Below are 22877 nucleotides of genomic sequence, written 5' to 3' on the forward strand. Positions count from 1 at the left end.
TCCATGACAGGTTGCATTTAATACCGTCCATTATGACAGAGGCTATTACTTAGCGTATTCAGCCATTACAATATTTCGATATACCCTTCGGTTCCATGCACGCGAATTCGTTGCCCATCTTTTATCAGTTTGGTCGCATTCTCCACTCCGACAACGGCTGGCAAGCCATATTCACGTGCGATAACGGCTCCATGGGTCATCAGTCCACCCACCTCCGTAACCAAGCCTTTTATGGATAAAAACAATGGAGTCCAGCTAGGATCGGTAAAGGCGGTGACTAGTATATCGCCATCTTCCAGATCAGCCCCTTCTATATTCAGGATCACACGTGCCCGCCCCTCTACAATACCCGAAGAAACAGCGAGGCCTACAATAGCTTCGGCAGGGATATTTTCTCGTTTGTACTGACCCGTAATGATTTCCCCATCAGACGTGATAACACGTGGCGGAGTTAGTTTTTCATATAATCTGTACTCATCTTTTCGTTTGTCGATGACCTGGTAATCCAGTTTATTTGTGCGTATGGTTTCCTGCAATTCTTCAAAAGCGAGATAGTAAATATCTTCTTTTTCATGAAGAACGTTGGCTTGTACGAGTCGTTCCGCTTCCTTTAGTAAAGCCTGTTTATAAATAAAGTAGCGACTAACAATGTCGTATTTCGGATATTCACGATAACCGATGAAGTTCCGGATCAGGTCGATCATTTGTTTTGTCTCTTCGGCTTTTTGTTCACCACCCGGTAATTGTTTCAATCGGGCTAATAAGTCCTGTTCTTTGTTCAAAGCTTCCTGTCGCCCTTGCTCAAACTTTCGTTTACTGGCGCCAGGATCAAGGTTTTTGATGTTACTGAGGATCATAGGTACCAGTGTACTTGGTTTTTCACTCCAGCGTGTTCTTGTAATATCGATCTCCCCGGCACATCGCATTCCATATTTGTCGAGATAAACAGCAATAGCATCACGCACCTGCTGCCCACCTTCGAATTGAACCAGTTCATCCAAAAAGTTATCATCCTTTACCTGTTGTAAATACTCAATTATTTCCGGATAAGGACGAATCACATCTGCAACATCCAGTAGCTCCATACCCATTTCCGAAGTGACGTTGTTAGGTACAGATAGGGAAAGTGTGTCTGCTACGTTTTTTTCACCTAACCATTCATTCATTTTTTCATTGATCCATGCTGAAGCATGCATGGCGGCCATAATCACATTCAAATTTTTCAGTTCTGACGCTCGCTGCCTCCGTTGCTGCATATCTTCCAGGATACAATCAAATACATCCAATCCTGATTTCGTTTGGATATTATGTTTTAATGCTGATAACGATGTCTCACTACTCTTAATCAAAACAGCAACAATTTCCGGGTCGTTTCCTGCTTCTTCCAAAATATCCGCAGACGACATACCCTTATGGCTTTTAACGGGCCCCGGTTCGCTTGTGTCATATGGGTCCGATTTTATAAAATCTCCCCGCTCTATGATGGTAATAAGCGCGTCTTTTATGAGCGGATCGGAGTGCCCTAGAACATCCAATAAATTTTGCCTGCCAGCCGGTGAAGCCAGGCCCATCGTGATATCCACAAACAGCCTTCCGCCACCAGTTCTAAACATGGGCGTGGCACCTGTTAATATCCAAACAGATATCCCCAGTGGTTTAATAGGATCAGTCATCATTTGCTGATGGCCGACAGATACATACACGTGATTCTCCTGGTCATTTGCTTCAGGAATGGGATATAAAGTGGTGATCGGCCGGCTCTGGACAATATAAAATGTATCATCAGCCAAACACCATTCGATGTCTTGGGGGCAGCCGAAGTGTTCTTCGATCTGTCTTCCAATTCGTGCCAGTTGTAAAATTTGTTGTTCCGTAAGGGTTTGAGTCCTTTGCTGATCGAGATCAATTTGTTGAGTCTCTGTTCCGCCTTCTCTTCGTCCATAGATAGCCAATTTTTTGGTTGCTATCCTCTTATCGACGATTTCCCCTTCCTGTACTTGATAACAATCGGCAGAGACTAAGCCAGAGACCAGTGCTTCTCCAAGTCCGAAACTGGCATCGATAGAGAGCAGCTTTCGGTTGCAAGTGATGGGATCAGCGGTAAATAAAATCCCTGAAGCCTGTGGGAACACCATTCTTTGAACGATAACAGATAAATAAACTTGGCTGTGATCAAATCCATTCTGCATTCGGTAAATTACCGCGCGTTCCGTAAATAAAGAAGCCCAACATTTGCGGATATGCTCCAAGATGGATTCTTTGCCGATAATATTTAAATAAGTGTCTTGTTGACCAGCAAAAGAAGCATGCGGCAAATCCTCAGCGGTCGCACTAGAACGCACGGCATAAGCATATTCATCGCCAAACTGGGAGAGATAGTGAGCAACTGCTTTCACAACATCGGAAGGAATGGCTACTTCCATAATGGCCTGTCGAATCTTCTTGCTGATTTCATAAATTTGTTCTCGATCTTCTACTTTAAGCGTAGTTAGCCGATCCAACAAAGCATGAATCATTTCGTTTTGTTCGATCGCTTTTTGATATCCCACTGTTGTAACACAAAACCCTTCTGGCACTTGTATTCCTTCCATTTTGGTTAATGCCCCTAAGTGTAGCCCTTTTCCACCAACAAGCAAAAGCTGAGTGTTATCCATTTCTTGAAAATCGAGAACCAGTGAATTCATTCAACATCTCTCCTAACCATTAAATTGAGAAAAAAACACTTGACAAGAGTTTAGCGGCATGGTAAGATTTAATTGTAAGATGTGTTATTTATGTCTACTACATCTTTATAAAAGATAATCTGATTATATCATCGTGTCTGTTTTATATGCAATATAAAAGAACCTGATAAAACTATCCAGGTTCTTTTTTGATTTCCGCTATCACTTCTTAAAATAAAAAAAGCCGCGATTTCGCAGCAATGAATGGGATGAAATTCTTATTACCCGACAGGTGCTGCATGACATAGAATATTATCTCATTCCAAGTCGATCTACCTTACAACACCTGCTTTGCTCGATCAAACAAATTCCGATAGAAAACCTGTCCACGAGTAGACTTCTTCGAATTGTTGGATACGCTTCAAAATACGTTTGTTCTAGCTTTGCAAAAGCCGGTACAGCAGCGCCTCTCCCTTATTCTCAAACGTTCGCTGTGTTTCCAGAAATTCAGGCACCTCTATCAGCCGAGAGGGTCTGTACCCGGGGCCACCACAGCCGCAGGAGTGGTAAGTGTATCCTTGTTGATATAGTAGCTCTACCTTTTTCCACTGTTTGATATCCGTTTGCTTCGGGGCCTGAAAATCATGACCCATGTCATGCATGGATGCCTGGCATTGCGGACAGACATGGACAATCCGTTCATATTCATCCTTCGGCATTTCAAACCGTGATGTCTGCTTATATACTTTCCTGCAGGTAAAGCAGGCAAAGATATCTTTATATGGGCCGCATATTGCATATCTACACATACGGTTACCCCCTTTATAATCTAGAATTGGTCTGGCATTTTTCACTTAAATCATAGAAATATTTCAGTATTTTTTCAATTGACATGTATACAAGTCTGAAAACTCCTGTGAGAATTCCTCCAGTTTGGCCACCGCCTGACGGTAAATAACAATACTCACGAGCAAAAACGGAATGACAAAGGCCAGCTCGTTTCCGCCCATAAATTTTGCTGCAGTCTCGCATTTCTTACTCGCTCTTTCACCGATATATCCAACTCGTAGAACAGCCTCCATGACTCCCCCACTTCCTCAATATTCATACAAGTTAATTTAAGCTAGCCGCCTTATTTCTTGATATAATCAGCGAACTTCCGAAGAAAATCGAGCGAATGGATATCCTCTCTAAGATGATGATGAACCAGATCATCCATTTTGGTTGTTTCCTTATTCAGCATGTATTCAAGCATAGCTTGGTGCTCATGCCAGATGCCCATCAGCTTCCCTGTTTCCAGCATATGCAGCTTGCGATATCTGATATAGTGAACATTTGACTGCTGAATGAGCTGCCAAAGAAACTCCCGCCCCACCAATTGGAACATGGTTTGGTGGAACTGATCATCCAAACTGAGAAATTGATCCGTCGCATGATCTTCTTCGATCACAGCTCTCTGTCTGTCCAGAATATCGCTCAGCTCCTGCACATCGCTTAATGTAATTTGCGAAGAAAGCTCCTTCATAATCTCCTTTTCCAATGCGCTTCTTAAGTAAATAATTTGCTCAACGGACTCCAGATCAATATAGGACACAATGTTCCCCTTCTTGGGATAAATATCAATGTAGGACTCGAGCGCAAGCCACTTTAATACATCGCGTAGCGGAGTTCTGGACAGCTGGAAGCGTTCTGACAAAGTCGTCTCACTCAGTAGAGTACCCGGCTTTAAAGTCAGTGACAAAATATCATTTTTCAAAAGCTGCTTGATTTCTTCTTTCGTCAACATTTCATTCCTACCTTCACTTTATAAATCTAGAACTATTATAAAGCATTTTGAGGTGATAAATCCCTTTATAATTATCATTGACAAGAACAAACCCTATAATTTATGATCAACTCAATCTTGTATACAAGACAGACGAAATATAATCAGGGAGGTATCGTTATGAATATGACCTGGAGATGGTATGGAGAAGGCAACGACAATATTACGCTGGACCATATCCGGCAAATTCCTGGAGTTATGGGCATTGTCTGGTCTTTACATGATAAGGTAGCTGGTGAAGTATGGGAAATGGAGCGAATTCAGGAGGTAGCTGATCAGATTACGAGCAAGGGCTTTAGTTCGGCGGTCGTAGAAAGTGTAAATGTCCACGATGATATCAAAATCGGCCTACCATCCCGCGATCAATATATTGACATTTATATCGACACCATTCGAAAATTAGCCAAAGTGGGAGTTAAGGTGATTTGCTATAACTTTATGCCTGTCTTTGACTGGACCAGAACAGAGCTGTACAAGGAACTGCCTGACGGGTCCAATGCCCTCTTTTATGAAAAGGCTGCCATTACTGATGATCCCCGCCAAATGGTGGATCGGATTCTCAAGGGAGCTGGGAAGTTCACCATGCCTGGCTGGGAACCGGAACGGTTGGCGAGACTGGATGAACTTTTTGCTGCTTATGCGGATGTCACAGAAGACAAGTTGTTTGACAACCTAAAGTATTTTCTTGAGCGCATCATCCCGGTCTGCGAGGAGTCTGACATCAAGATGGCCATTCATCCTGATGATCCAGCATGGCCCATCTTCGGATTGCCGAGAATTGTCCGGAGTCGTGAGACCATCCGGCGCATCCTAGACGCAGTGAGCAGTCCATATAATGGTCTAACCTTCTGCACAGGCTCACTGGGAAGTAATCCTGAGAATGATTTACCAGCCATGATTCGGGAGTTTCATGATCGTATTCATTTTGCGCATATTCGTAATGTCAAGGTGTTTGAGAATGGAGACTTTATTGAAGTGTCACATCGCGGGAAGGACGGAAGCGTCGATGTACCGGAAATAGTTAGAGCTTATCACGAGAACGGCTATCAGGGATATGTACGTCCAGATCACGGCAGACATCTATGGGGGGAAGAAAAGAATTGTCGGCCAGGCTATGGTTTGTATGACCGTGCACTGGGAGTTATGTACTTGCTTGGTGTCTGGGATAGTCTCTCTCAAGGCAAAGGAGTGAAATAAATGCTCCAACTTGACCGGAAAGGCCTTTTAGATAAGGCGGCCTGGGAAGCAGCAGGTATTGAATTGCCGAAATATGATCTGGAGCTTGTAGCCCATAACACCCGACTTCGACCGCAATGGGTGCATTTCGGAGCAGGCAATATTTTTCGAGGGTTGATAGCCAATGCGCAGCAACAACTACTGAATAACTTGAAAGCGGATACAGGTATTATTGCAGCCGAAGCCTTTGATTTTGAAATGATCGACAAAGCCTATAAGCCTTACGACAATTTAACCTTACTGGTGTTGATGAGTGCAGACGGAAGATTTCACAAGAGCGTGGTCGCAAGCATCGTTGAGGAAATCGCGGCAGAGCAGAATCGTCCAGGCGACTACCTCCGTCTGATTGAAACATTTGAGAATCCGTCCCTCCAGATGGCCAGCTTTACCGTCACGGAAAAAGGATACGCTCTGACCGGGCCCGATGGCAAGTATCTGGCTGTTGTGGAGAGGGATTTGACGAATGGTCCCGAACAGCCAGTGCATGTGATGAGCATAGCTACTTCGCTTGCCTATCGGCGTTATCTGAAGGGGCAGCATCCAATGACTTTTGTGAGCATGGATAATTGCTCCCATAACGGCGATCTGTTAAAGGATAGTATGATTGCCATCGCCAAGGAGTGGACTCTCAGAGACCTGGTAAAGGAAGGATTTGCAGACTATCTGCAGAATGAAGAGAAAATAACCTTCCCCCTGACCATGATCGACAAAATTACCCCCCGCCCTTCCTTGCAAGTACAGTCTGCTCTTCAGGAACTGGGGTTAGCCGATATGGAGTTAATCGTTACCTCCAGGCATACGTATACGGCTCCCTTTGTCAATGCTGAGGTTAGCGAGTATTTGGTCATTGAAGACAAGTTTACGAACGGGAGACCTGCACTGGAGGAAGCTGGTATCATCTTCACAAATCGGGATACGGTGGACAAAGTGGAGAAGATGAAAGTCACTACCTGTCTCAATCCGCTGCATACAGCGCTGGCGCTAGCTGGGTGTCTGCTTGGGTATGAGCTTATTGCAGATGAAATGAAGGATCACACATTACGTCGTCTGGTGGAAACTATCGGCTACAAGGAAGGGTTGCCTGTTGTAGTTGATCCCGGTATTATTCAACCGAAACCATTTATTGACGAGGTATTGCAGGAACGCTTCGCCAATCCCTATATTCCGGATACGCCACAGCGGATTGCAACAGATACCTCTCAAAAGATGAACATCCGTTTTGGTGAAACCATAAAGTCTTATGTTGGCACAGTAGGACTTGATCCTGCGAACTTGACTGCTATTCCCTTGACCATTGCGATCTGGTGTCGCTATTTGCTGGGAGTGGATGATCAAGGAGAACCCTTCACACTCAGTCCGGACCCGTTACTGGATACGTTGCAGGGATATTTGAAGAATACGAAGCTGGGCGATCAGACCTCCAAGGTTCGCTGCCTCCTCGAAGATGACAAACTGTTCGGTGTCCGATTATATGAAATTGGTCTGGGCGACAAGATTGAAGCCATGTTTCATGAAATGCTGGCAGGTCCCGGAGCAGTCCGAAGCACGATAGAAAAGTATGTGAACTAGAAATTACTTAGAAGGTCACAATCACTTTGCCCTGGGAGTGGCCCGTCGACACATTAATCAGCGCCTTGTTAATGTCACCAAACGTATAAGTTGAATCTATAGAGGGCTTTATATTTTCTTTTTCAACAAGTTTAGTGATTTCTTGTAATTGACTTCCATTGGCTTGCACAAATAAAAAACGATATTCATTTTGATTCTTGCGCGCTAAAGAATCTAAACGAGCACCCACCAGACCAAATAATGCTTTTTTCCACAGGGGAAAACGATTGTCAACCGCAAAGCGATAATTAGGTCCGGCTTTCAATGATACCAATTTCCCTTGTGGTTTTAAAATACCCAGTTCAGCTTTGATCTCTTTGGTACCCAAGGTGTCGATCACATAATCGATATCGGACAGTATGTTAGCATAATTCTCTGTCTTATAATTGATGAACTGATCAGCCCCGATCGACAGTATACGTAACCTGCCTCTTTCACTTCCACTTGTAATAACAAATAACCCCAGTGATTTGGCAATGGGGATTGCCATAGCGCCAAATCCTCCGGTTCCTCCAGGAATGAATAGCTTTTTATTCGGCTGGACATGGAGTACATCGTGCAATGCTTGATAAGCAGTCAAGGCAGTAAGGGGTACAGCAGCAGCTTCAATAAAAGATAGATTTTCAGGCATGATGGATAAAGCATCTTCATTTACGGCCGCATACTCAGCAAAAGCACCGATTTTATTAAGCGGCAACCTTGTATAAACAGGGTCTCCAACCTTAAAATTTAAAACATCATCACCAACAGCTTCAATAACGCCAGACAGTTCATTCCCTAAAGTTAATGGCAACTTATAGTCAGCAATCATCCGAACACTACCATTCAAATTTAGGATATCCAGTGGATTTACACCTGCTGCCTTTACTTTGACAAGCACCTCATGGTTGTTGATCTGTGGCATGTCAACATCATTTAACTCCACTTGGATTTTTTTTGAATATTTCTGTATTTGTGCTGCTCTCATATTCATCCTCTTCCTTTGCTAATTTGGAGATAGCATAACCATGAAACTATTGGCTAAAAACATGGCGTACAATTTACGGTTGTACGCCATGTTCCACTCTTTTGCTATTGTAGTCCCTCTTGCGATTCTAATTCTCGTATCGTCGGATAGTCCGTGTAACCTTTACTCCCCAGACCAAAGTAACCTTTTTCCATCCTTCAATATGTTTATCCGTATAAATCCCAGGTGTCCATAAGTACCCTTGACCATCATCAGAAGGTTGTGTACCCTCCGTAATAATGAGTCCCATTGACGCTCGTTGAGCATAATAAAGAGATGTTAGCTCTCCCGGTGTGCCATCTTCTTGCGATCTGCTACGTGTCATTGGTGCCATTGCTAAACGATGTGGCAGCTCCATTTTTCCAATCTTCGTTTTACTCCACAACTTTTTCATTGGATACTCTCCTCTTTCAATAAACTCAACAGATCTATAAATTGAATTTAAAATTCTGAAATGATCGGATATATTTGACCTCTGAGATTGAAATTATAGTTCTGGTCTACAATCCCTACCCCTTCGTTGCTGTCATAAAGATCCACCATGAAGCCCGCCATTTGTTTGGCAGTGTGGTACTTAGGCATGTTTGCTTTATAATCAAAATCTTCTGCATCTAATGATTTCTTCACAAATTCCGTTTCTGTTATAGCTGGTGCCAAAACCTTTGCCTTTAGTTTTGCACCTTTTATTTCTAGTTCTTTTGCAAGTCCTTCTGTGAAGGCACTAACGTAATACTTAGATGCAGAATAAGTAACACTCCCAACAGCAATGGCATATCCAAGTCCAGATGAAACGTTAATTAACTGAGTTCCTTCTACATCAGCATAATCTCGTACATATAGTGTAGAAAGGATGGTCAAAGCTTCGATATTAACACGTAACATGGTTTCAACTTTATCTAAATTCTGTTCTGCTACAAAAGAAGATTCACCGAGTCCCGCATTGTTTATCCAGGTCTCAATTTGGTATTCCTTTAAATCGTTATATAGTGTGTAGGCTTGATCTGTAACAGACAGGTCACTTGTATGAACAATAACATTTACATTAGGGTCAATATTGTGAATTGCTGATTTGAGTTCTTCTAATTTATCCAATCTTCTAGCTACCAAGATTAGGTTTTTGCCACGTGCCGCAAATGCCAATGACGTTTCATATCCAATCCCCGAGCTTGCTCCTGTAATAACTGTATACTTCATAATATTCTCTCCTTCATAACATGCATATTAGTGTAAATAAGTTTTAAAGACGATTTTAGAACGACCATTCTTATTAGGGTAAAAAAAACAGTTAGATCTGACTTGCTATTAGCATATCAATTTTAGAACGAACAATAAAGAATTTTTTCGTGGCTAAGAATTGTAATTTTGGAGCGGTATTCCTTGACATGTTTGAGGCGTAAGATACAAGTTCTTTCTTATGTTAGAGGGACAAGAAAAAACTTGTATCACGGAAACAAACAGTCCTCCATTGAGGTAACTCCTTTTGCCTGTCATGCTGTAATTTCACTTTTAATCTAAAGCGGTCAGTGTCATATCAATAATATTCTTTAATTTTTGCTGATCCGTTGTTGTCTTAACCAACGTACGTAGCCCTAACCACGCATTCATTAAATAATGAGAAATAACTACAGGATCCAAGTCAGCCTTGAATTCACCCGATTGTTGACCCTTCAGAACAAGGTTAGTCAAGAGTTCCTCAGTTCGCGAATAACTTTCATCAACTAAGGATGCAACTTCAGGATCCAACACGCCGAGTTCCACACCTGAATTCACGAGAAAACACCCTAGAGGTTCTCCTTCGTTTCTTACTGTCGCCTCAAACAACTCCCGAATTGATTCTTTGATCGGTTTTTGTTTTTCAATCAGAAACCTCATTTTGCTGGTCTGCTTCGTTTCATATCGTTCGAGAGCTTTCATAAATAAGGCATGCTTATCCCCAAAGGTATCATAGATACTTCTTCGGTGAATGCCCATAAACTCAACCAAATCTTGCATTGAAGTTTTCTCATATCCTTGTGCCCAAAACAGGTGTATCGCTTTATCTAATACTTCATTAACTTCAAATTCTTTTGATCTTGCCATCGTCATCACCTCGAATAATCATTATACAATGTAGTGAAGGATCGGCAAACTAGATTTAAAATATGTGAATACATTACAGCTATGAGGTCTGTCTTATATATTTAACCCAGGATTCTTCGTTTGTCTGCTTGTAACCAATCAGGCGTCCATCCTTTTTCCAGGGCATCCAGGGTTACTCCTGGCGGAACGATAGCATCTATCGCATCCAGAATATCAGTGCTTAATCGAATGTCACTGCCTTTTAACGTTTCACGTAGTTGCTCAATTGTTCTTGCCCCCACTATAGCAGAAGTAACTGACGAATGAGCTTGTGTAAATGCCATGGCAAGATGAGGCAAAGTTAATCCTGCTTCATTTGCAAGGGTTTGGAGCTTAGCAACGGCTTCGAACTTGGTTCGGTTTTCTTCTCGATTTGGGTCTACAACAGTTGAAAGTTTCCCTAGAGAACTCGCTGCTCTTGAATCTGGGGCAACCGCTTCTCCTGAGCGGTATTTTCCCGTTAGTAGACCACCCGAAAGTGGGCTCCAAACCATTACGCCCATTCCATATTTTGCAGTTGCAGCAAGCAAATCGAATTCGATACTCCGATTCACAATGGAATATGGGGCTTGCTCGGATACAAAGCGTGCTGTATTTTTACGTTCGCTAGTCCACTGTGCTTCGGTCACTTGCCATGCCTGAAAATTGGATGTACCAATATAGCGAATCTTCCCTTCACGAACCAGGTCCGTAAGTGCGTCAAGACTCTCTTCAATATCGGTATGGATATCTGGCTGATGTAGTTGGTACAAATCGATATAGTCCGTTTGCAACCTTCTCAAGCTTCCCTCTACTGCACGCTTAATCCAATATTTAGAGTTACCGGATTGATTAAGCCCACTGTCCATGGGCATTCCGCCTTTCGTGGCCAGTATAACATCCTGTCTGCGTCCTTTTAGGATCTGACCCAGAATTTCTTCGGATTGACCACTTGAATAGACATCCGCTGTATCGATCAGATTAATGCCTCCAGCCAAAGCCTCATCTAACATGACTGCAGCTTCTTTCTCCGTATTGTTGCCCCAAAAACCAAAAGTACCTGTACCTAATACAAAACTGCTTATTTTAAGGCCTGTATTTCCTAATACACGATATTCCATGTTCAATCCATCCCTTCTCCATCTATTATATTAAGAATGATCATTCTAATATGCATAGAAGAGCACCACGGCAAGATCTCACACTCACACCACTCCCCATAACTTTTGGCTTCTTATCCGTGTACTCCTCCCACGCCAACAATATAACATATCTAGAACGACCGGTAAAGAATGATTTTATACCCGCAATTAAAATCCTTCCTGAAAATGAACTAAGAAGACTCCAAGCCCCGGTCAAAACGGAGCTGGAGTCTTCTTTTTAATAGAAATGAACATTCAAAGCGGGATGTAAAATTTACATTAGTTTACACATCTAACGTATACAAGGGCAGGTTTTCCGGTAAAGCCGCCGGGCGCTGACATGTGCTCTGCATTGTATAAAAGGTCTGCTGATCGGAAGAATCATGGAACGCCCACATCGCTTCCAGCACATGGTAGGCCAGTTCTCCACTAGCGCGGTGAGGCCGTCCGCTGCGGATAGCGTAGGCCATATCGGCAACACCGATGCCCCGTGTATTCTCCTGGTATCCTGGCAGCAGCGGTACCTCTGTCCATTCTTGCTCGCCTAGCAGCCTATAGCGAACTGGCCCTCCGAACGTGTTCGGGTCAGGCACCTGCAGCGTGCCATGAGTACCGTAAACCTCAATCGGTGGCAGAGTGCTTCCACCAAAGATGTCAAAGCTGGTAATCAGCGTACCGACAGCTCCCTGCTTAAAGCGCAGCAACCCGGCCACATGGGTCGGAATATCGACTGGGATAGTCTGGCCTTTCTTTTTCTCGCTCGTAATCGTTCGCTGGTCCATCGCCTTGCCTGTCATGCCCGAAATGGCAGCAATCGGACCCAGCATTTGCACCAGAGCCGTCAAATAATAAGGGCCCATATCAAACATTGGACCGCCGCCGACTGCATAATAAAATTCAGGATCAGGATGCCAATGTTCATGTCCACGGCTCATCATGAAAGCCGTAGCGGCTACCGGACTCCCAATGACTCCGTCTTCAATCAGCTTCAATGATGTCTGTATACCGGAACCGAAGAAGGTCTCTGGTGCGCAGCCGACAAGCAGTCCCTTTTGATGAGCAAGATCCAAGACAGCCTGACCCTGCTCACGGGTGACGGCAAGTGGCTTCTCCACATAGACATGCTTGCCTGCCTCAAGAGCTCTGAGACATACGTCGGCGTGAACGCCCGGAATGGTCAAATTAATGATGAGTTCGATCTCTGGATCAGCCAAAATCTCATCTACCGAATATACATGCGGAACGTTGAACGCTACCGCCTGCTCCTCTGCCCGACCTTGGTCCAGATCCGCTACAGCGTACAGCTCCAGAATGTCGAAACGATGGCAATTTTCCATGTAAATTCCGCTAATTTTACCACACCCGATAATGCCTACTTTCATTTTGTTCATGCCTAGACTCCCTTCTTCTTCAGAAAAAATGGATAATGGCATTCTTTTGTTACATCGGATACCATCCTGTTCACCCTAGCGTTGCTGGTTGTCTGTCATGCCTGTATAAGCCTCTGCGAGAGAGCTGCCCCGGGTGGCCACCGCCTGTTTGCCTGCTGCTGCCCACAGAAATCCGCTGCGCATCATCTCGGTCACTTGAGGCATATCTATGATATCTGCGTGATGCCCCAGCGAATTGTAGAAGACGCGGCCGTTCCCCCAGCGCTTCGTCCATACAACGGGCATATCCACTGGCCCATTAGCTGAATGGGGGCCTGGTACGATCGGAAAGCGTGTGGTTGCCAGCACTTCAACTGCTGGGTCTACGTGGAGGTAATACTGCTCGCTTTTGACCTGAAAATCCTCAATATGGTCTAGAAGTGGGCTGGAGCCGCGCTTCATGTTCACCATGTACTCTACGCCGTCATTGCCGGGATGCGCAACCCATTGCCCGCCTGTCATAAACTGCCAATCCACATTGTTCCGGAAGGCATCACACATGCCACCATGGCAGCCTGTGAGACCTACGCCGCTTTGAACCGCAGCGGAGACATTATCGACCAGTTCCTGCTCAATCTGTCCCATGGTCCACATTGGAACGATCAGGTCCAGGTCAAGCAGTTTCTCTGCATCCTGGTAGGCTTCAAGGGTATTAGACACCTCCACCTCGAACTGCTCTTCCTTCAAAATGCGTTCAAAAATGGCCGCCACCTGCTCCGGCTCATGTCCGTTCCATCCGCCCCATACAATCAGTGCCTTGCGCATCTGTAATCCACTCACCTTTCGGAATGTATTGTTATACTACATTTCTTCAATGGATACCCAGCGGCGTTCCTCTATGGATCGTTCTACCGCTTCAAGCACAGCCTGACAAGCAACACCGTCACGGAAGTTCGGCGACGGTTGCCTTCCTTCAGAGATGGCACTCAACATCTCAAGCATCTCATGGGTGAAGGTATGCTCGAATCCAATCGTATGTCCTGCAGGCCACCAAGCTTCAGAATACTTGTGTGCCGGATCGGTGGCGAGTACGCGGCGAAAGCCCTGAACGTCTTCCTCATCCTGTGTGAAATACACTTCCAGTTCGTTCATTCGTTCAAAGTCAAACCGCACACTGCCTAGGCTACCGTTGATCTCGAATGAATTGGTGCTCCGATGTCCGGCAGCAAAACGTGTGGCCTCGAAGCTGCCCAGCGCACCTCCGGCGAAGCGTGCCAGGAACAGCGTGGCATCATCGACTGTCACTTCTCCCATTGGAGCATTTGCTTCAGTGTTTCTTTTGGAGCTCAACCCGCTCATCTCCAAAGCTAACGGGCGCTGCTGGATGAATGTCTCGCTCATGCCGATCACTTCATGGAACTCGCCAACCAAGAAGCGAGCGAGATCAATCAGATGGGCGCCAAGATCACCATGAGAGCCAGAACCGGCCACGTCTTTTTGCAGCCGCCATACCAGCGGGAAGGACGGGTCCATGATCCAGTCTTGAAGGAAGAAGGCACGAAAATGATAAATTTTGCCTAGGCGACCGCTCTCGACTAGCTGCTTTGCCAGCTGGACAGCCGGTGAAAAGCGATAGTTGAAGCCTACCATATGTCTGACCCCTGCTTGCTCTGCTACCTGCAGCATGTCACGTGAATCCGCCAGCGAGAGCGCAAGCGGCTTCTCACAGAACAGATGCTTGCCATGGAGGGCAGCCTCCACGACAATTTCTTTATGGGCATTACTCGGGGCGTTAATGTCAATGAGATCAATATCGTTACGTTTCACTAGATCACGCCAATCCGTAACACTTTCGGTCCAGCCGAACTGGCGGGCAGCCGCCTGAACCCCCTGCGCGTTGCGTCCACAGATAACGGACATTTCTGGCTGCAGCGGGGCATCTGGGAAGAACATGGGTAGACTACGGTAAGCGTTGCTGTGAGCCTTGCCCATAAATTTGTAGCCAACCATTCCGATACGAAGACGATTAGACATGTCGTGATCCTCCTTATGGGTCTGAGTTTCAACGAATTTTTGACGAATGGTGTTATCGACGAATGGATGACGCCCTGATAATCAGTTCTGTAGATAGGAGTTCTCTTATTGAGTCGCACCCGGTTAGTTCCAGAGCCGGAATGAGATGCTGAGAATCGGGTATAAGCTTCGAGGCTGCAAGCTCCCCCATCTCATAAAAAGGTACGCGGACACTGCTTAGCGGCGGAACAGCCATCTCAGCCGCATCCGAATCGTCATAGCCTACAAACGCCGGAAACCGATCAGCTGCCAGTCCGCGCTCACGGAGACCCTGCATTACCCCAAGAGCCATCCGGTCGTTCGCCGCAAATACAGCATCAATATCATTCAATTGGTCTGCGATTGTAGCTGAGGCTTCGAGTCCGCTCCGACGGCTATAGTTACCTTCCAGAAGCAGTTCGTGGTCATATTCAATCCCAGCGTCCTGAAGCGCGGTACGATAACCCTTCATTCGCTCAGTACTATTGGAATAGATATCCGGGCCGTTGAGAAAGGCAATCCGCTTGTATCCCTGCTCGATGAGGTGACTTACAGCCGCCCGGCTGCCTTCTACATGGTCTGCATCCACTTCACAGAACGATTGCCCTTCAAAATGGTGATTCATGACGCAGAACGGACGTCCTTCTTCCTGAAGCCTCTTTAGAGCTTCCACCTCATCGTGGTCATCCCTGGCTCCAAGGATGATACAGGTATCGATCCTTTGCTGACGGAAAAGACTACTGTAATCAATCCGTTCCCCCGGCTTCCGGAACAATAGAAGCAGATCAAGTCCGCTGTCTCTAGCCTTGTTTCCGATACCGCTCAGCATCTCAGAGAAAAAATAGGCTGAGAACAAGTGCGCCTTCGGGACATAAGGCATAACCACACCAAGATGGCCACTCTTCCTTCGGGCAAAGTTACGGGCCAGCGCACTGGGAACATATCCAAGCTGATTGGCTGCGTCCAGAACCCTTCTTCGCGTATCCTCTTTGATAGGACCTACCGCATTCAAGACCCGGGATACTGTCGCTTCAGACACGCCGGAAAGTTCGGCTACTTCCTTGCGCGAAACAATATTACCCACCTCCAAATCATTTTATGTACGCGCGTACATTTTCTCATGCAGTCCTACCTCTGTCAATCCCAAAAAGCGTACCCCATAGATGGATAAGCTCTTTTCGTTACTAAAAGAACGTGGTCTCGTGGTTCCTACTGGCAAACAGTCAAAACACCCGATCATATACAAGATACAAAATGATTCTTTAAGGCTTGAGCATGCTGATCATTCCTACTCCTATCATCAGTACTGTAATTCCCGCAAGTATACCTATCCATTCCTGAGGACTCTTCTTTTCCTTAAATATTAAAATGCTGCCAACACAGGCAATAGCAATGCTCGCTTGAGAGATCGGAAAACTAGCCGCCATGCCGATCAGCCCATTGGAAATAAATAGTGCTAGATTCGCAATGCTCCAAACCAATCCTGTCGACAAATTGCGAACCACCAGAGAGAATCGTAGCCGCTTTTTGCCCTTCAGATTCATGGTCATGGCTGAGCATAGCATACCGAGCGATTGCGGCAGAATGACGGATAGCCCGGATATATGAAAAAACTGATTAATCACGACATAACTGCTTAACGCTAACCCCGAGCAAACCAACATTATGATAATGGGTACCGGCAAAGGCTTGGGCAATCCAGCAGACTTGCCCTGATAGCTGGTTAACAGAACTCCTACCAATATACACAGAAGAGAACCAACGCCTATCGCATATTGGTACCCTGTTATCCATTCACCCAAAATAAGTGCGGCAAATAGCGTCGTCCCTATCAACTGCAGACCACAAATCACAGGAATGGCGATCGATACGCTTACTTTTTGAAAAGCTTGAAACTGGAGCAATTGTCCAGCGGCCCAAAAAATACCAGATATAAAACTTACCACAAAATGAATCGGTGTTAATGAGGTAGGATGAATGGTGTACAAGCACAGGGAAAACAGCACAGCACCAATAACGGTACCTGTCAGCTGTTCTCGGGGACTGGCTTTTGTAATATGCGCCAGTATCGGCATAACTCCCCAGCCAAGGGCTGGAATAAAAGCAATAATGAAATCCACGCGCGAAATTCTCCTCCCGTAAAAAGTACTCTTCCTACAATCGTTAAAATGCCATGCAGGAAAAAATCCACAGTTTTACGATAGCAAAAAAAACCGCTTCTAAATACAAATATTTTTATAGATTTATATAGCAAAATCAAAGAAATTTTTTTCTATATGCGCTGGGTGATATGCTCATTACATTTTTAAAAGCTCGCGAAAAGGTCAACTGATCGGTATAGCCGACCGAATTAGATATGACCTGGATCGAATAGTCTGTATGCTGCAGCAATTCGCACGCTTTTTTAATCCTGAGGACTATCAGATATTGTTTAGGCGTTTCACCAGTTTCTAGTTTGAAAACGGAGGTCAGATAATTCGGATGTAGACCAAGGTACTCCGCTACTTCACTAATCTGGATGCCACTGATGTAGTTTTTCTCAATAAAGTTTATCGCTTGCACCGAATAAGGAAGCTGTTCCTTTATCGACATCGTTTCCCCCAAATTGTGTACAAGTTTGGCAAGAATATGGAATAAATACCCCTGTATAGCCAGCGATGAAGAAAGCGTGTTATCTCCGATCCGCAACATCTCAATAATCGTGGAATGAAAGAACGTAATATCTTCGATATCAATTATATAAGGGTTCTGGTGTGGAAGTGATATGTTCTGCAGGTAGATGTCGGATTTAATGCCCATAAAGCCGACCCAACTGTACTCCCAAGGCTCGGCTTCATCCGCCTGGTAATAAGCTACCCTATTGGCCGGAATTAAAAAAGCCTGTCCTTCTCCTATATCGTAATTTTTGTTGTCAATCACCAGCCTACCTCGTCCTTTTAGTACAAAATGAACCAGATTAAAATCGCGGGCGATGGGTCCAAAATCCTGTTTGGATAAGCAGAGCTCTGTGCCACAGTTATACAAAATCAAATCTGATATATTTTTATGCTCTGAACTGGTATACGTATCAACATATTGAATCATATTCTGGCCCATTGGCATCCTCCTCACTTTTCCAAATAAAGAACCTATGCTTGTTAATTTAACAGTATAGCATAAGTTAAGGATGACAAATGTCCAGAAAAAATTTGGCTCTAAACTATATTTTTTTGTAAGGTTCTTTGTTTTTCCCATATCCAACTTAAAAAAAGTCATGTATTTACTATCACTATCTTTGTTATGCTGATTCAATAATAACGCTTTCAAGTGGTTCGACATATTTTGAAAGGGGCTATGTACATGGCTAGTCTACAAGTTAACCAAAAGGAACGGACATTTCACTTAACGAACAAATACTGTAGTTATCTTTTCCGTGTCATGGAGAACGGGCAATTGGAGCATTTATATTACGGCAAAAAAATAGAGTACCTTGGTCAATATGACCGCTTTATCGAGCGAAGCTATCGTCCCGTGTCTGTCGGTGAGTTTGATAGTGACTTGGTGACATCGTTGGAAAGTATTAAGCAGGAATTTCCTTCTGCGGGAAGTGGAGACTTTCGAGAGCCAGCAATTGAGATCATACAGGAGGACGGATCTCATATAATGGAGTTCACTTATGACCATTACGAGGTAATCACTGGAAAACCTAAAATTCCTCATCTTCCAGCTACGTTTTGTAAGGAAGCACATGAAGCAGAGACACTCCTCATCACGCTGACCGATTCTCTTACAGGAACGGTGGCCGTGCTTGCTTACACCATCTTCAGCGAACTGCCCGTGATCACGAGATCCGTATCCATAACGAATTCCGGGAATAATCCCCTGAGAGTCAACCGTCTAATGAGCCTGAGTCTTGATCTTCCTGAAGCCGAATATGAAATTATTCATTTATCAGGGGCTTGGGGCAGGGAACGTCATGTGGAGCGTACACCATTGAGACCTGGGCTACAGTCGATTGGGAGCACTCGAGGAATTAGTAGTCATGTTCACAATCCATTTCTGGCGCTTGCCAAACCCGGATCACAGGAACACCAAGGAGAAGTATATGCGGTTAATCTCGTTTACAGCGGGAACTTTCTTGCCCAGGCGGAAGTGGACAGCTATTCAACTACCCGATTGATGATCGGCATTCATCCTGACAAATTCTGCTGGACCCTGAAGCCAGGAGAATGTTTTTATTCGCCTGAAGCAGTTCTGGTCTATTCTGAGAGCGGTTTAAATGGCATGAGCCAAGCATACCATAGCCTGTACAATAAACACTTAATTCGCAGCAGTTGGACCGAGCGGGAACGACCTGTATTGATCAATAACTGGGAGGGGACCTATTTTGATTTTACTGAGCAGAAAATAGTTGATATGGCAAAAAAAGCAGGTGAACTGGGGATTGAACTCTTTGTCTTGGATGACGGATGGTTCGGTCGAAGAAACAATGATACCTCTTCCCTCGGTGACTGGTTTGAAAATCCTGAAAAGCTACCGAACGGGATCTCGAATTTGGCAAAGAAGATCAATCAGCTCGGGATGAAATTCGGTCTTTGGTTCGAGCCGGAAATGGTTAACTCCGACTCTCATATTATGAGGGAGCATCCAGACTGGGTTGTGGGAACACCCGGCCGTCAACGCAAGCATGGACGTCATCAATATGTTCTTGATTATTCCCAACCGCCTGTCGTGGATTACCTGTTTAAGTTAATGGATGACGTGCTCTCTTCTGCTCGGATCGAATACGTAAAATGGGATATGAATCGCTGTATTTCAGAAGCCTATTCGTTATCTCTGGGCAAGGAAAGGCAGGGCGAATTTTTTCACCGCTATGTCCTGGGTGTATATGCTTTATATGAGAAGCTGATTACCGAACACCCTGAGATTTTGTTTGAGTCCTGTGCTTCCGGTGGGGGACGGTTTGATCCAGGGATGCTTTATTACGCTCCGCAAGCATGGACAAGCGACGATAGCGAGGCTATAGAACGTCTGAAGATTCAGTATGGCACTTCCATGGCCTATCCGCTTAGCAGTATGGGTGCTCATGTGTCAAGCATCCCGAACCACCAGGTAGGCAGAACGGCACCGCTGCAAACCAGATCCAATGTCGCCTACTTTGGTGTATTTGGTTATGAACTGGATCCATTGGCTTTGTCCGAAGAAGAGTGCAATGTAATCAAAGAACAAATACAAGTGTATAAACGTCACCGACGATTAATTACACAGGGAACCTTTTACCGTCTGCTAAGTCCCTTTGAAAAAAATGAAACAGCATGGATGACCATTGATGCAGAACGTGAGCATGCTCTCGTCGGCTGGTACCAGGCTCTCTCACGCCCCAATGCAGCTTATTCACGGCTAAAGCTCATCGGACTGGACGAAATGGCAGTATATTTCGTGAAAGAATTGGACCGACGTTTTACAGGCAGCGAGTTAATGAACATCGGACTTATACTCACCCCGCCTTATAAGGATGACCAGGATTTTAATATTGCGGAGAAATATGATTTTTCATCTGAATTATTCACTCTAACTAAAGAGACTTCCTCGTGATTGGATTATGACTTGAAGTAATGATATCAAAGACATGACTGAAGAGAGAAATCAAGGATTAAACGAAGAAGTGGTTATCCGTTATGCAGTGTCCGCTGTGTGGGAATTACGGATCAGAAGCAACTCAGTAATTGAGCTGCTTCTTTATTTATCAGGACCAAATACAAGATTGGCGGATTGCTTGGCTTTCTCAATGACATTCATGACCCTCTCGCTGTGTTCAAGCATTTCTGAGACTTTTTCCAAATCTTTTTCCTCGATGATACGGTCAAACTCAACGAATTCATCATACATTCGATGGGGATGATCTTTCTGATCTACCCGGATTGGCGTTTCCTTATTCGCAGTGTAATCAAAGCAGTCGCATATATTTGCTGAACTTGCCATGTGTATATAGCCCTTATTGCCTTGAACGTTCACTGCATTGGGAGCCGTACTGTCTTTTGAACCTATGCAGACACACTTGAAGTCACCGTAATCAAGCAGCAGCATACCTGAAGTATCAATTCCACGCTCCATGTTCGCCCAATACTGCACTTTCTTCGGGCTCCCGAAGAATCCAACAACCAAATGAATATTATATAAATTAATATCCATCAAGGCTCCACCAGACATTTCCGGATTAAACGCAGGCTGGATTATTCCCGCTTTGAAAGCTTCATACCGAGATGAGTATTGAGAATAGTTGCATTCCACTATTTTGATCTCACCAAGCTTAGGTAGATACTCCTTCATTGACAAATAATTTTTCAAATATTGATTCGTTATGGCTTCCACCAATACCAGTTTTCTTTGCTGAGCAATTTCTTTTAGCTCTAGAAATTCTTGCAAATTGGAAGTAAACGGCTTCTCACAGATGACATGTTTACCACTCAATAATGCCTCTTTCGCATATGAATAATGAAGATGATTAGGCAACCCGATATAAACTGTATCCACATCACGACTCATCAGCATCTCGCTGTAATCCGAATAAATCTGAGATATTCCATATTTACTTTGTAAATCCAGTAATTTCTCCTTGTGGCTAGGTCTAGAACAAATTCCCTTTAGTAAAATGGTCGGGATTTCCTGAATAAAGCTTAATAGATCCCCTACGATCATCCCTGCTCCGACAATTCCTAACTTCATTTTAGCTGCACTCCTCTATACCTTTTTCAAGTATTTCCATACACATTATCGTTTCTTCGTCTTTAATCACTTTTTGTTTACCAATTACGATCGACTGATAAATATCGTCATACACTCGGGCATAGTCTCCCTTTTCAGAAACGATTTTATCTTCATGATACTCGCCCTTATCATCAAGGTATGTTAAGATGCCGTAATGCTCGGGCAGGTCGATGCCGAAATCGGAGTGTCCCTTAGGCAGATAGTATAATTTCAGATGCTCCTCCTGACGATCCTTTGTCTGCTTTATAAAAACGCCTTTTTTGCCGTATACAACAAAACTCGGCCGCTCTTTTAAACGAAAAAAGCTGGATTTAATGGATACCTTGAGTGAGGGATAATAAAAATCTAGATCAAAATAATCATTCATTCTTCCAGAACCGAGCAATTGGCGCACGTCGTAATGGATCGTGTCAGGCTTCCCAAAATAGGAAAGAACCTGGTCAATGGTATGAGCGCCATGTCCATAGAGGTAGCTGTTATATCTGGAAAAATGAGAGGTGGAGTTGGGGGTCTCGGGGCGGTAATAATCGAAATGCATTTCCACCTCCAACAAATCACCGAGTTTCCCTGATTCAATAACCTTCTTGGTAGTGAGAAAATCCGAATCGTAACGTCTGTTTTGATAGCATTGAATAATCAGATTTTTCTCTTTGGCATATTGGAAGATGGACACAGCTTCTTCTTTCGTTAACATAAAGGGTTTTTCAACAAGTACATTTTTCCCGTGGTCGAGTGCCATTTTCGCATAAGTGTAGTGGGATTCTACAGGTGTACAGATAACAATCAACTGAATTTCCTTATCGTTCATTAGAGATTCAAGATTATCAGTATACTGCACGCCAGGGATTTTCTCCCACTCCCCTTTATCTGGATTACGGGCGTAGATCGTCTTTACGTTCAAATGATCTCTGGTCAATGAAAAAGGAAGATGATACCGATTGGTGCTTTTGCCATTCCCAATATAACCGATGTTAAGCATATTAATTCCCCCTAGGCTCTTTTTCATTTATTATAGAAGAAGAACGTTGATCGTAAAGGATTTGCCGCTAAAATGGTACAATCAACCGAATATTTTTAAAAATGTTTATTTATTTTCAAACAAAATGTTTATTTTAGATCCTTTATCAAACG

19 protein-coding genes and 1 pseudogene are annotated in these 22877 nt (G+C 44.3%); 3 read left to right on the forward strand and 17 right to left on the reverse strand.

What is annotated here, in order from left to right:
• Positions 1-65: 65 nt before the first annotated feature.
• The 4 genes from ppsA to NSS94_RS12420 all read right to left on the reverse strand — a co-directional run bounded on the left by ppsA (position 66) and on the right by NSS94_RS12420 (position 4449).
• Positions 66-2684: a phosphoenolpyruvate synthase gene (gene ppsA, locus NSS94_RS12405; protein ID WP_341039384.1), complete on the reverse strand. Its 2619-nt coding sequence runs from the start codon at positions 2682-2684 to the stop codon at positions 66-68.
• A gap of 416 nt (positions 2685-3100) precedes the next feature.
• A complete protein-coding gene (locus NSS94_RS12410) occupies positions 3101-3472 on the reverse strand; it encodes a hypothetical protein (protein WP_029515195.1) in 372 nt (123 codons plus the stop codon).
• A gap of 63 nt (positions 3473-3535) precedes the next feature.
• Positions 3536-3745, reverse strand: a complete 210-nt coding sequence (locus NSS94_RS12415; RefSeq protein ID WP_029515189.1) for a hypothetical protein — start codon at positions 3743-3745, stop codon at positions 3536-3538.
• Between the two features lie 50 nt (positions 3746-3795).
• The gene (locus tag NSS94_RS12420) at positions 3796-4449 is read right to left on the reverse strand and encodes a GntR family transcriptional regulator (protein ID WP_029515188.1); all 654 of its coding nucleotides are present in this window, start codon (positions 4447-4449) and stop codon (positions 3796-3798) included.
• Positions 4450-4608: 159 nt separating this feature from the next.
• Between NSS94_RS12420 and uxuA the strand changes: the two genes are divergently transcribed.
• Both uxuA and NSS94_RS12430 read left to right on the forward strand, forming a co-directional pair.
• A complete protein-coding gene (gene uxuA, locus NSS94_RS12425; RefSeq protein WP_209947500.1) occupies positions 4609-5685 on the forward strand; it encodes a mannonate dehydratase in 1077 nt (358 codons plus the stop codon).
• The gene (locus tag NSS94_RS12430) at positions 5686-7293 is read left to right on the forward strand and encodes a mannitol dehydrogenase family protein (protein ID WP_341039385.1); all 1608 of its coding nucleotides are present in this window, start codon (positions 5686-5688) and stop codon (positions 7291-7293) included.
• A 7-nt stretch (positions 7294-7300) separates the two neighbouring features.
• Here NSS94_RS12430 and NSS94_RS12435 read toward each other — a convergent pair whose 3' ends face one another.
• The 11 genes and pseudogenes from NSS94_RS12435 to NSS94_RS12485 form a co-directional block, all read right to left on the reverse strand.
• Positions 7301-8299: an NADP-dependent oxidoreductase gene (locus tag NSS94_RS12435; protein WP_341039386.1), complete on the reverse strand. Its 999-nt coding sequence runs from the start codon at positions 8297-8299 to the stop codon at positions 7301-7303.
• A gap of 178 nt (positions 8300-8477) precedes the next feature.
• A pseudogene (locus NSS94_RS12440) lies at positions 8478-8732 on the reverse strand (oxidoreductase); the annotation flags it as partial.
• 47 nt (positions 8733-8779) lie between these two features.
• Complete coding sequence (locus tag NSS94_RS12445; protein ID WP_318627340.1) at positions 8780-9532, reverse strand: SDR family NAD(P)-dependent oxidoreductase; 753 nt, start codon at positions 9530-9532, stop codon at positions 8780-8782.
• A 312-nt stretch (positions 9533-9844) separates the two neighbouring features.
• Positions 9845-10417 (reverse strand): TetR/AcrR family transcriptional regulator, encoded by a 573-nt coding sequence (locus NSS94_RS12450; RefSeq protein WP_029515180.1) that lies wholly within the window; start codon positions 10415-10417, stop codon positions 9845-9847.
• 101 nt (positions 10418-10518) lie between these two features.
• Positions 10519-11556: an aldo/keto reductase gene (locus tag NSS94_RS12455; RefSeq protein ID WP_069011841.1), complete on the reverse strand. Its 1038-nt coding sequence runs from the start codon at positions 11554-11556 to the stop codon at positions 10519-10521.
• Between the two features lie 305 nt (positions 11557-11861).
• On the reverse strand, positions 11862-12968 hold the full coding sequence (locus tag NSS94_RS12460) for a Gfo/Idh/MocA family protein (RefSeq protein ID WP_029515177.1): 1107 nt from the start codon (positions 12966-12968) through the stop codon (positions 11862-11864).
• 75 nt (positions 12969-13043) lie between these two features.
• Entirely contained in the window at positions 13044-13772 is a 729-nt protein-coding gene (locus NSS94_RS12465) for a ThuA domain-containing protein (RefSeq protein ID WP_029515175.1), read from the reverse strand.
• Positions 13773-13808: 36 nt separating this feature from the next.
• Positions 13809-14981 carry a Gfo/Idh/MocA family protein gene (locus NSS94_RS12470; protein WP_340932277.1) on the reverse strand — a complete coding sequence of 391 codons (1173 nt, stop codon included), beginning with the start codon at positions 14979-14981 and terminating at the stop codon, positions 13809-13811.
• Between the two features lie 52 nt (positions 14982-15033).
• Complete coding sequence (locus NSS94_RS12475; RefSeq protein WP_322252421.1) at positions 15034-16089, reverse strand: LacI family DNA-binding transcriptional regulator; 1056 nt, start codon at positions 16087-16089, stop codon at positions 15034-15036.
• Positions 16090-16261: 172 nt separating this feature from the next.
• Entirely contained in the window at positions 16262-17119 is an 858-nt protein-coding gene (locus tag NSS94_RS12480) for a GRP family sugar transporter (RefSeq protein ID WP_340955489.1), read from the reverse strand.
• Positions 17120-17255: 136 nt separating this feature from the next.
• Positions 17256-18095: an AraC family transcriptional regulator gene (locus NSS94_RS12485; protein ID WP_029515168.1), complete on the reverse strand. Its 840-nt coding sequence runs from the start codon at positions 18093-18095 to the stop codon at positions 17256-17258.
• Positions 18096-18338: 243 nt separating this feature from the next.
• Between NSS94_RS12485 and NSS94_RS12490 the strand changes: the two genes are divergently transcribed.
• The gene (locus tag NSS94_RS12490) at positions 18339-20573 is read left to right on the forward strand and encodes an alpha-galactosidase (RefSeq protein WP_340955491.1); all 2235 of its coding nucleotides are present in this window, start codon (positions 18339-18341) and stop codon (positions 20571-20573) included.
• Between the two features lie 144 nt (positions 20574-20717).
• On the opposite strand, the gene NSS94_RS12495 is transcribed toward NSS94_RS12490, so the two are convergent.
• Together NSS94_RS12495 and NSS94_RS12500 are read right to left on the reverse strand one after the other, a co-directional pair.
• Complete coding sequence (locus NSS94_RS12495) at positions 20718-21704, reverse strand: Gfo/Idh/MocA family protein (protein WP_340955493.1); 987 nt, start codon at positions 21702-21704, stop codon at positions 20718-20720.
• A gap of 1 nt (position 21705) precedes the next feature.
• On the reverse strand, positions 21706-22725 hold the full coding sequence (locus tag NSS94_RS12500; protein ID WP_341039387.1) for a Gfo/Idh/MocA family oxidoreductase: 1020 nt from the start codon (positions 22723-22725) through the stop codon (positions 21706-21708).
• Positions 22726-22877: the final 152 nt, after the last annotated feature.

It is taken from the genome of Paenibacillus sp. FSL L8-0644 (assembly GCF_038008165.1).
In the GTDB taxonomy this organism is placed as follows: Bacteria; Bacillota; Bacilli; order Paenibacillales; family Paenibacillaceae; genus Paenibacillus; species Paenibacillus polymyxa_D.

Coding starts and splice junctions, on each gene's coding strand:
- ppsA (WP_341039384.1), bottom strand. CDS start 2,684: ATGAATTCACTGGTTCTCGATTTTCAAGAAATGGATAACACTCAGCTT.
- NSS94_RS12410 (WP_029515195.1), bottom strand. CDS start 3,472: ATGTGTAGATATGCAATATGCGGCCCATATAAAGATATCTTTGCCTGC.
- NSS94_RS12415 (WP_029515189.1), bottom strand. CDS start 3,745: ATGGAGGCTGTTCTACGAGTTGGATATATCGGTGAAAGAGCGAGTAAG.
- NSS94_RS12420 (WP_029515188.1), bottom strand. CDS start 4,449: ATGTTGACGAAAGAAGAAATCAAGCAGCTTTTGAAAAATGATATTTTG.
- uxuA (WP_209947500.1), top strand. CDS start 4,609: ATGAATATGACCTGGAGATGGTATGGAGAAGGCAACGACAATATTACG.
- NSS94_RS12430 (WP_341039385.1), top strand. CDS start 5,686: ATGCTCCAACTTGACCGGAAAGGCCTTTTAGATAAGGCGGCCTGGGAA.
- NSS94_RS12435 (WP_341039386.1), bottom strand. CDS start 8,299: ATGAGAGCAGCACAAATACAGAAATATTCAAAAAAAATCCAAGTGGAG.
- NSS94_RS12445 (WP_318627340.1), bottom strand. CDS start 9,532: ATGAAGTATACAGTTATTACAGGAGCAAGCTCGGGGATTGGATATGAA.
- NSS94_RS12450 (WP_029515180.1), bottom strand. CDS start 10,417: ATGGCAAGATCAAAAGAATTTGAAGTTAATGAAGTATTAGATAAAGCG.
- NSS94_RS12455 (WP_069011841.1), bottom strand. CDS start 11,556: ATGGAATATCGTGTATTAGGAAATACAGGCCTTAAAATAAGCAGTTTT.
- NSS94_RS12460 (WP_029515177.1), bottom strand. CDS start 12,968: ATGAACAAAATGAAAGTAGGCATTATCGGGTGTGGTAAAATTAGCGGA.
- NSS94_RS12465 (WP_029515175.1), bottom strand. CDS start 13,772: ATGCGCAAGGCACTGATTGTATGGGGCGGATGGAACGGACATGAGCCG.
- NSS94_RS12470 (WP_340932277.1), bottom strand. CDS start 14,981: ATGTCTAATCGTCTTCGTATCGGAATGGTTGGCTACAAATTTATGGGC.
- NSS94_RS12485 (WP_029515168.1), bottom strand. CDS start 18,095: ATGGGCCAGAATATGATTCAATATGTTGATACGTATACCAGTTCAGAG.
- NSS94_RS12490 (WP_340955491.1), top strand. CDS start 18,339: ATGGCTAGTCTACAAGTTAACCAAAAGGAACGGACATTTCACTTAACG.
- NSS94_RS12495 (WP_340955493.1), bottom strand. CDS start 21,704: ATGAAGTTAGGAATTGTCGGAGCAGGGATGATCGTAGGGGATCTATTA.
- NSS94_RS12500 (WP_341039387.1), bottom strand. CDS start 22,725: ATGCTTAACATCGGTTATATTGGGAATGGCAAAAGCACCAATCGGTAT.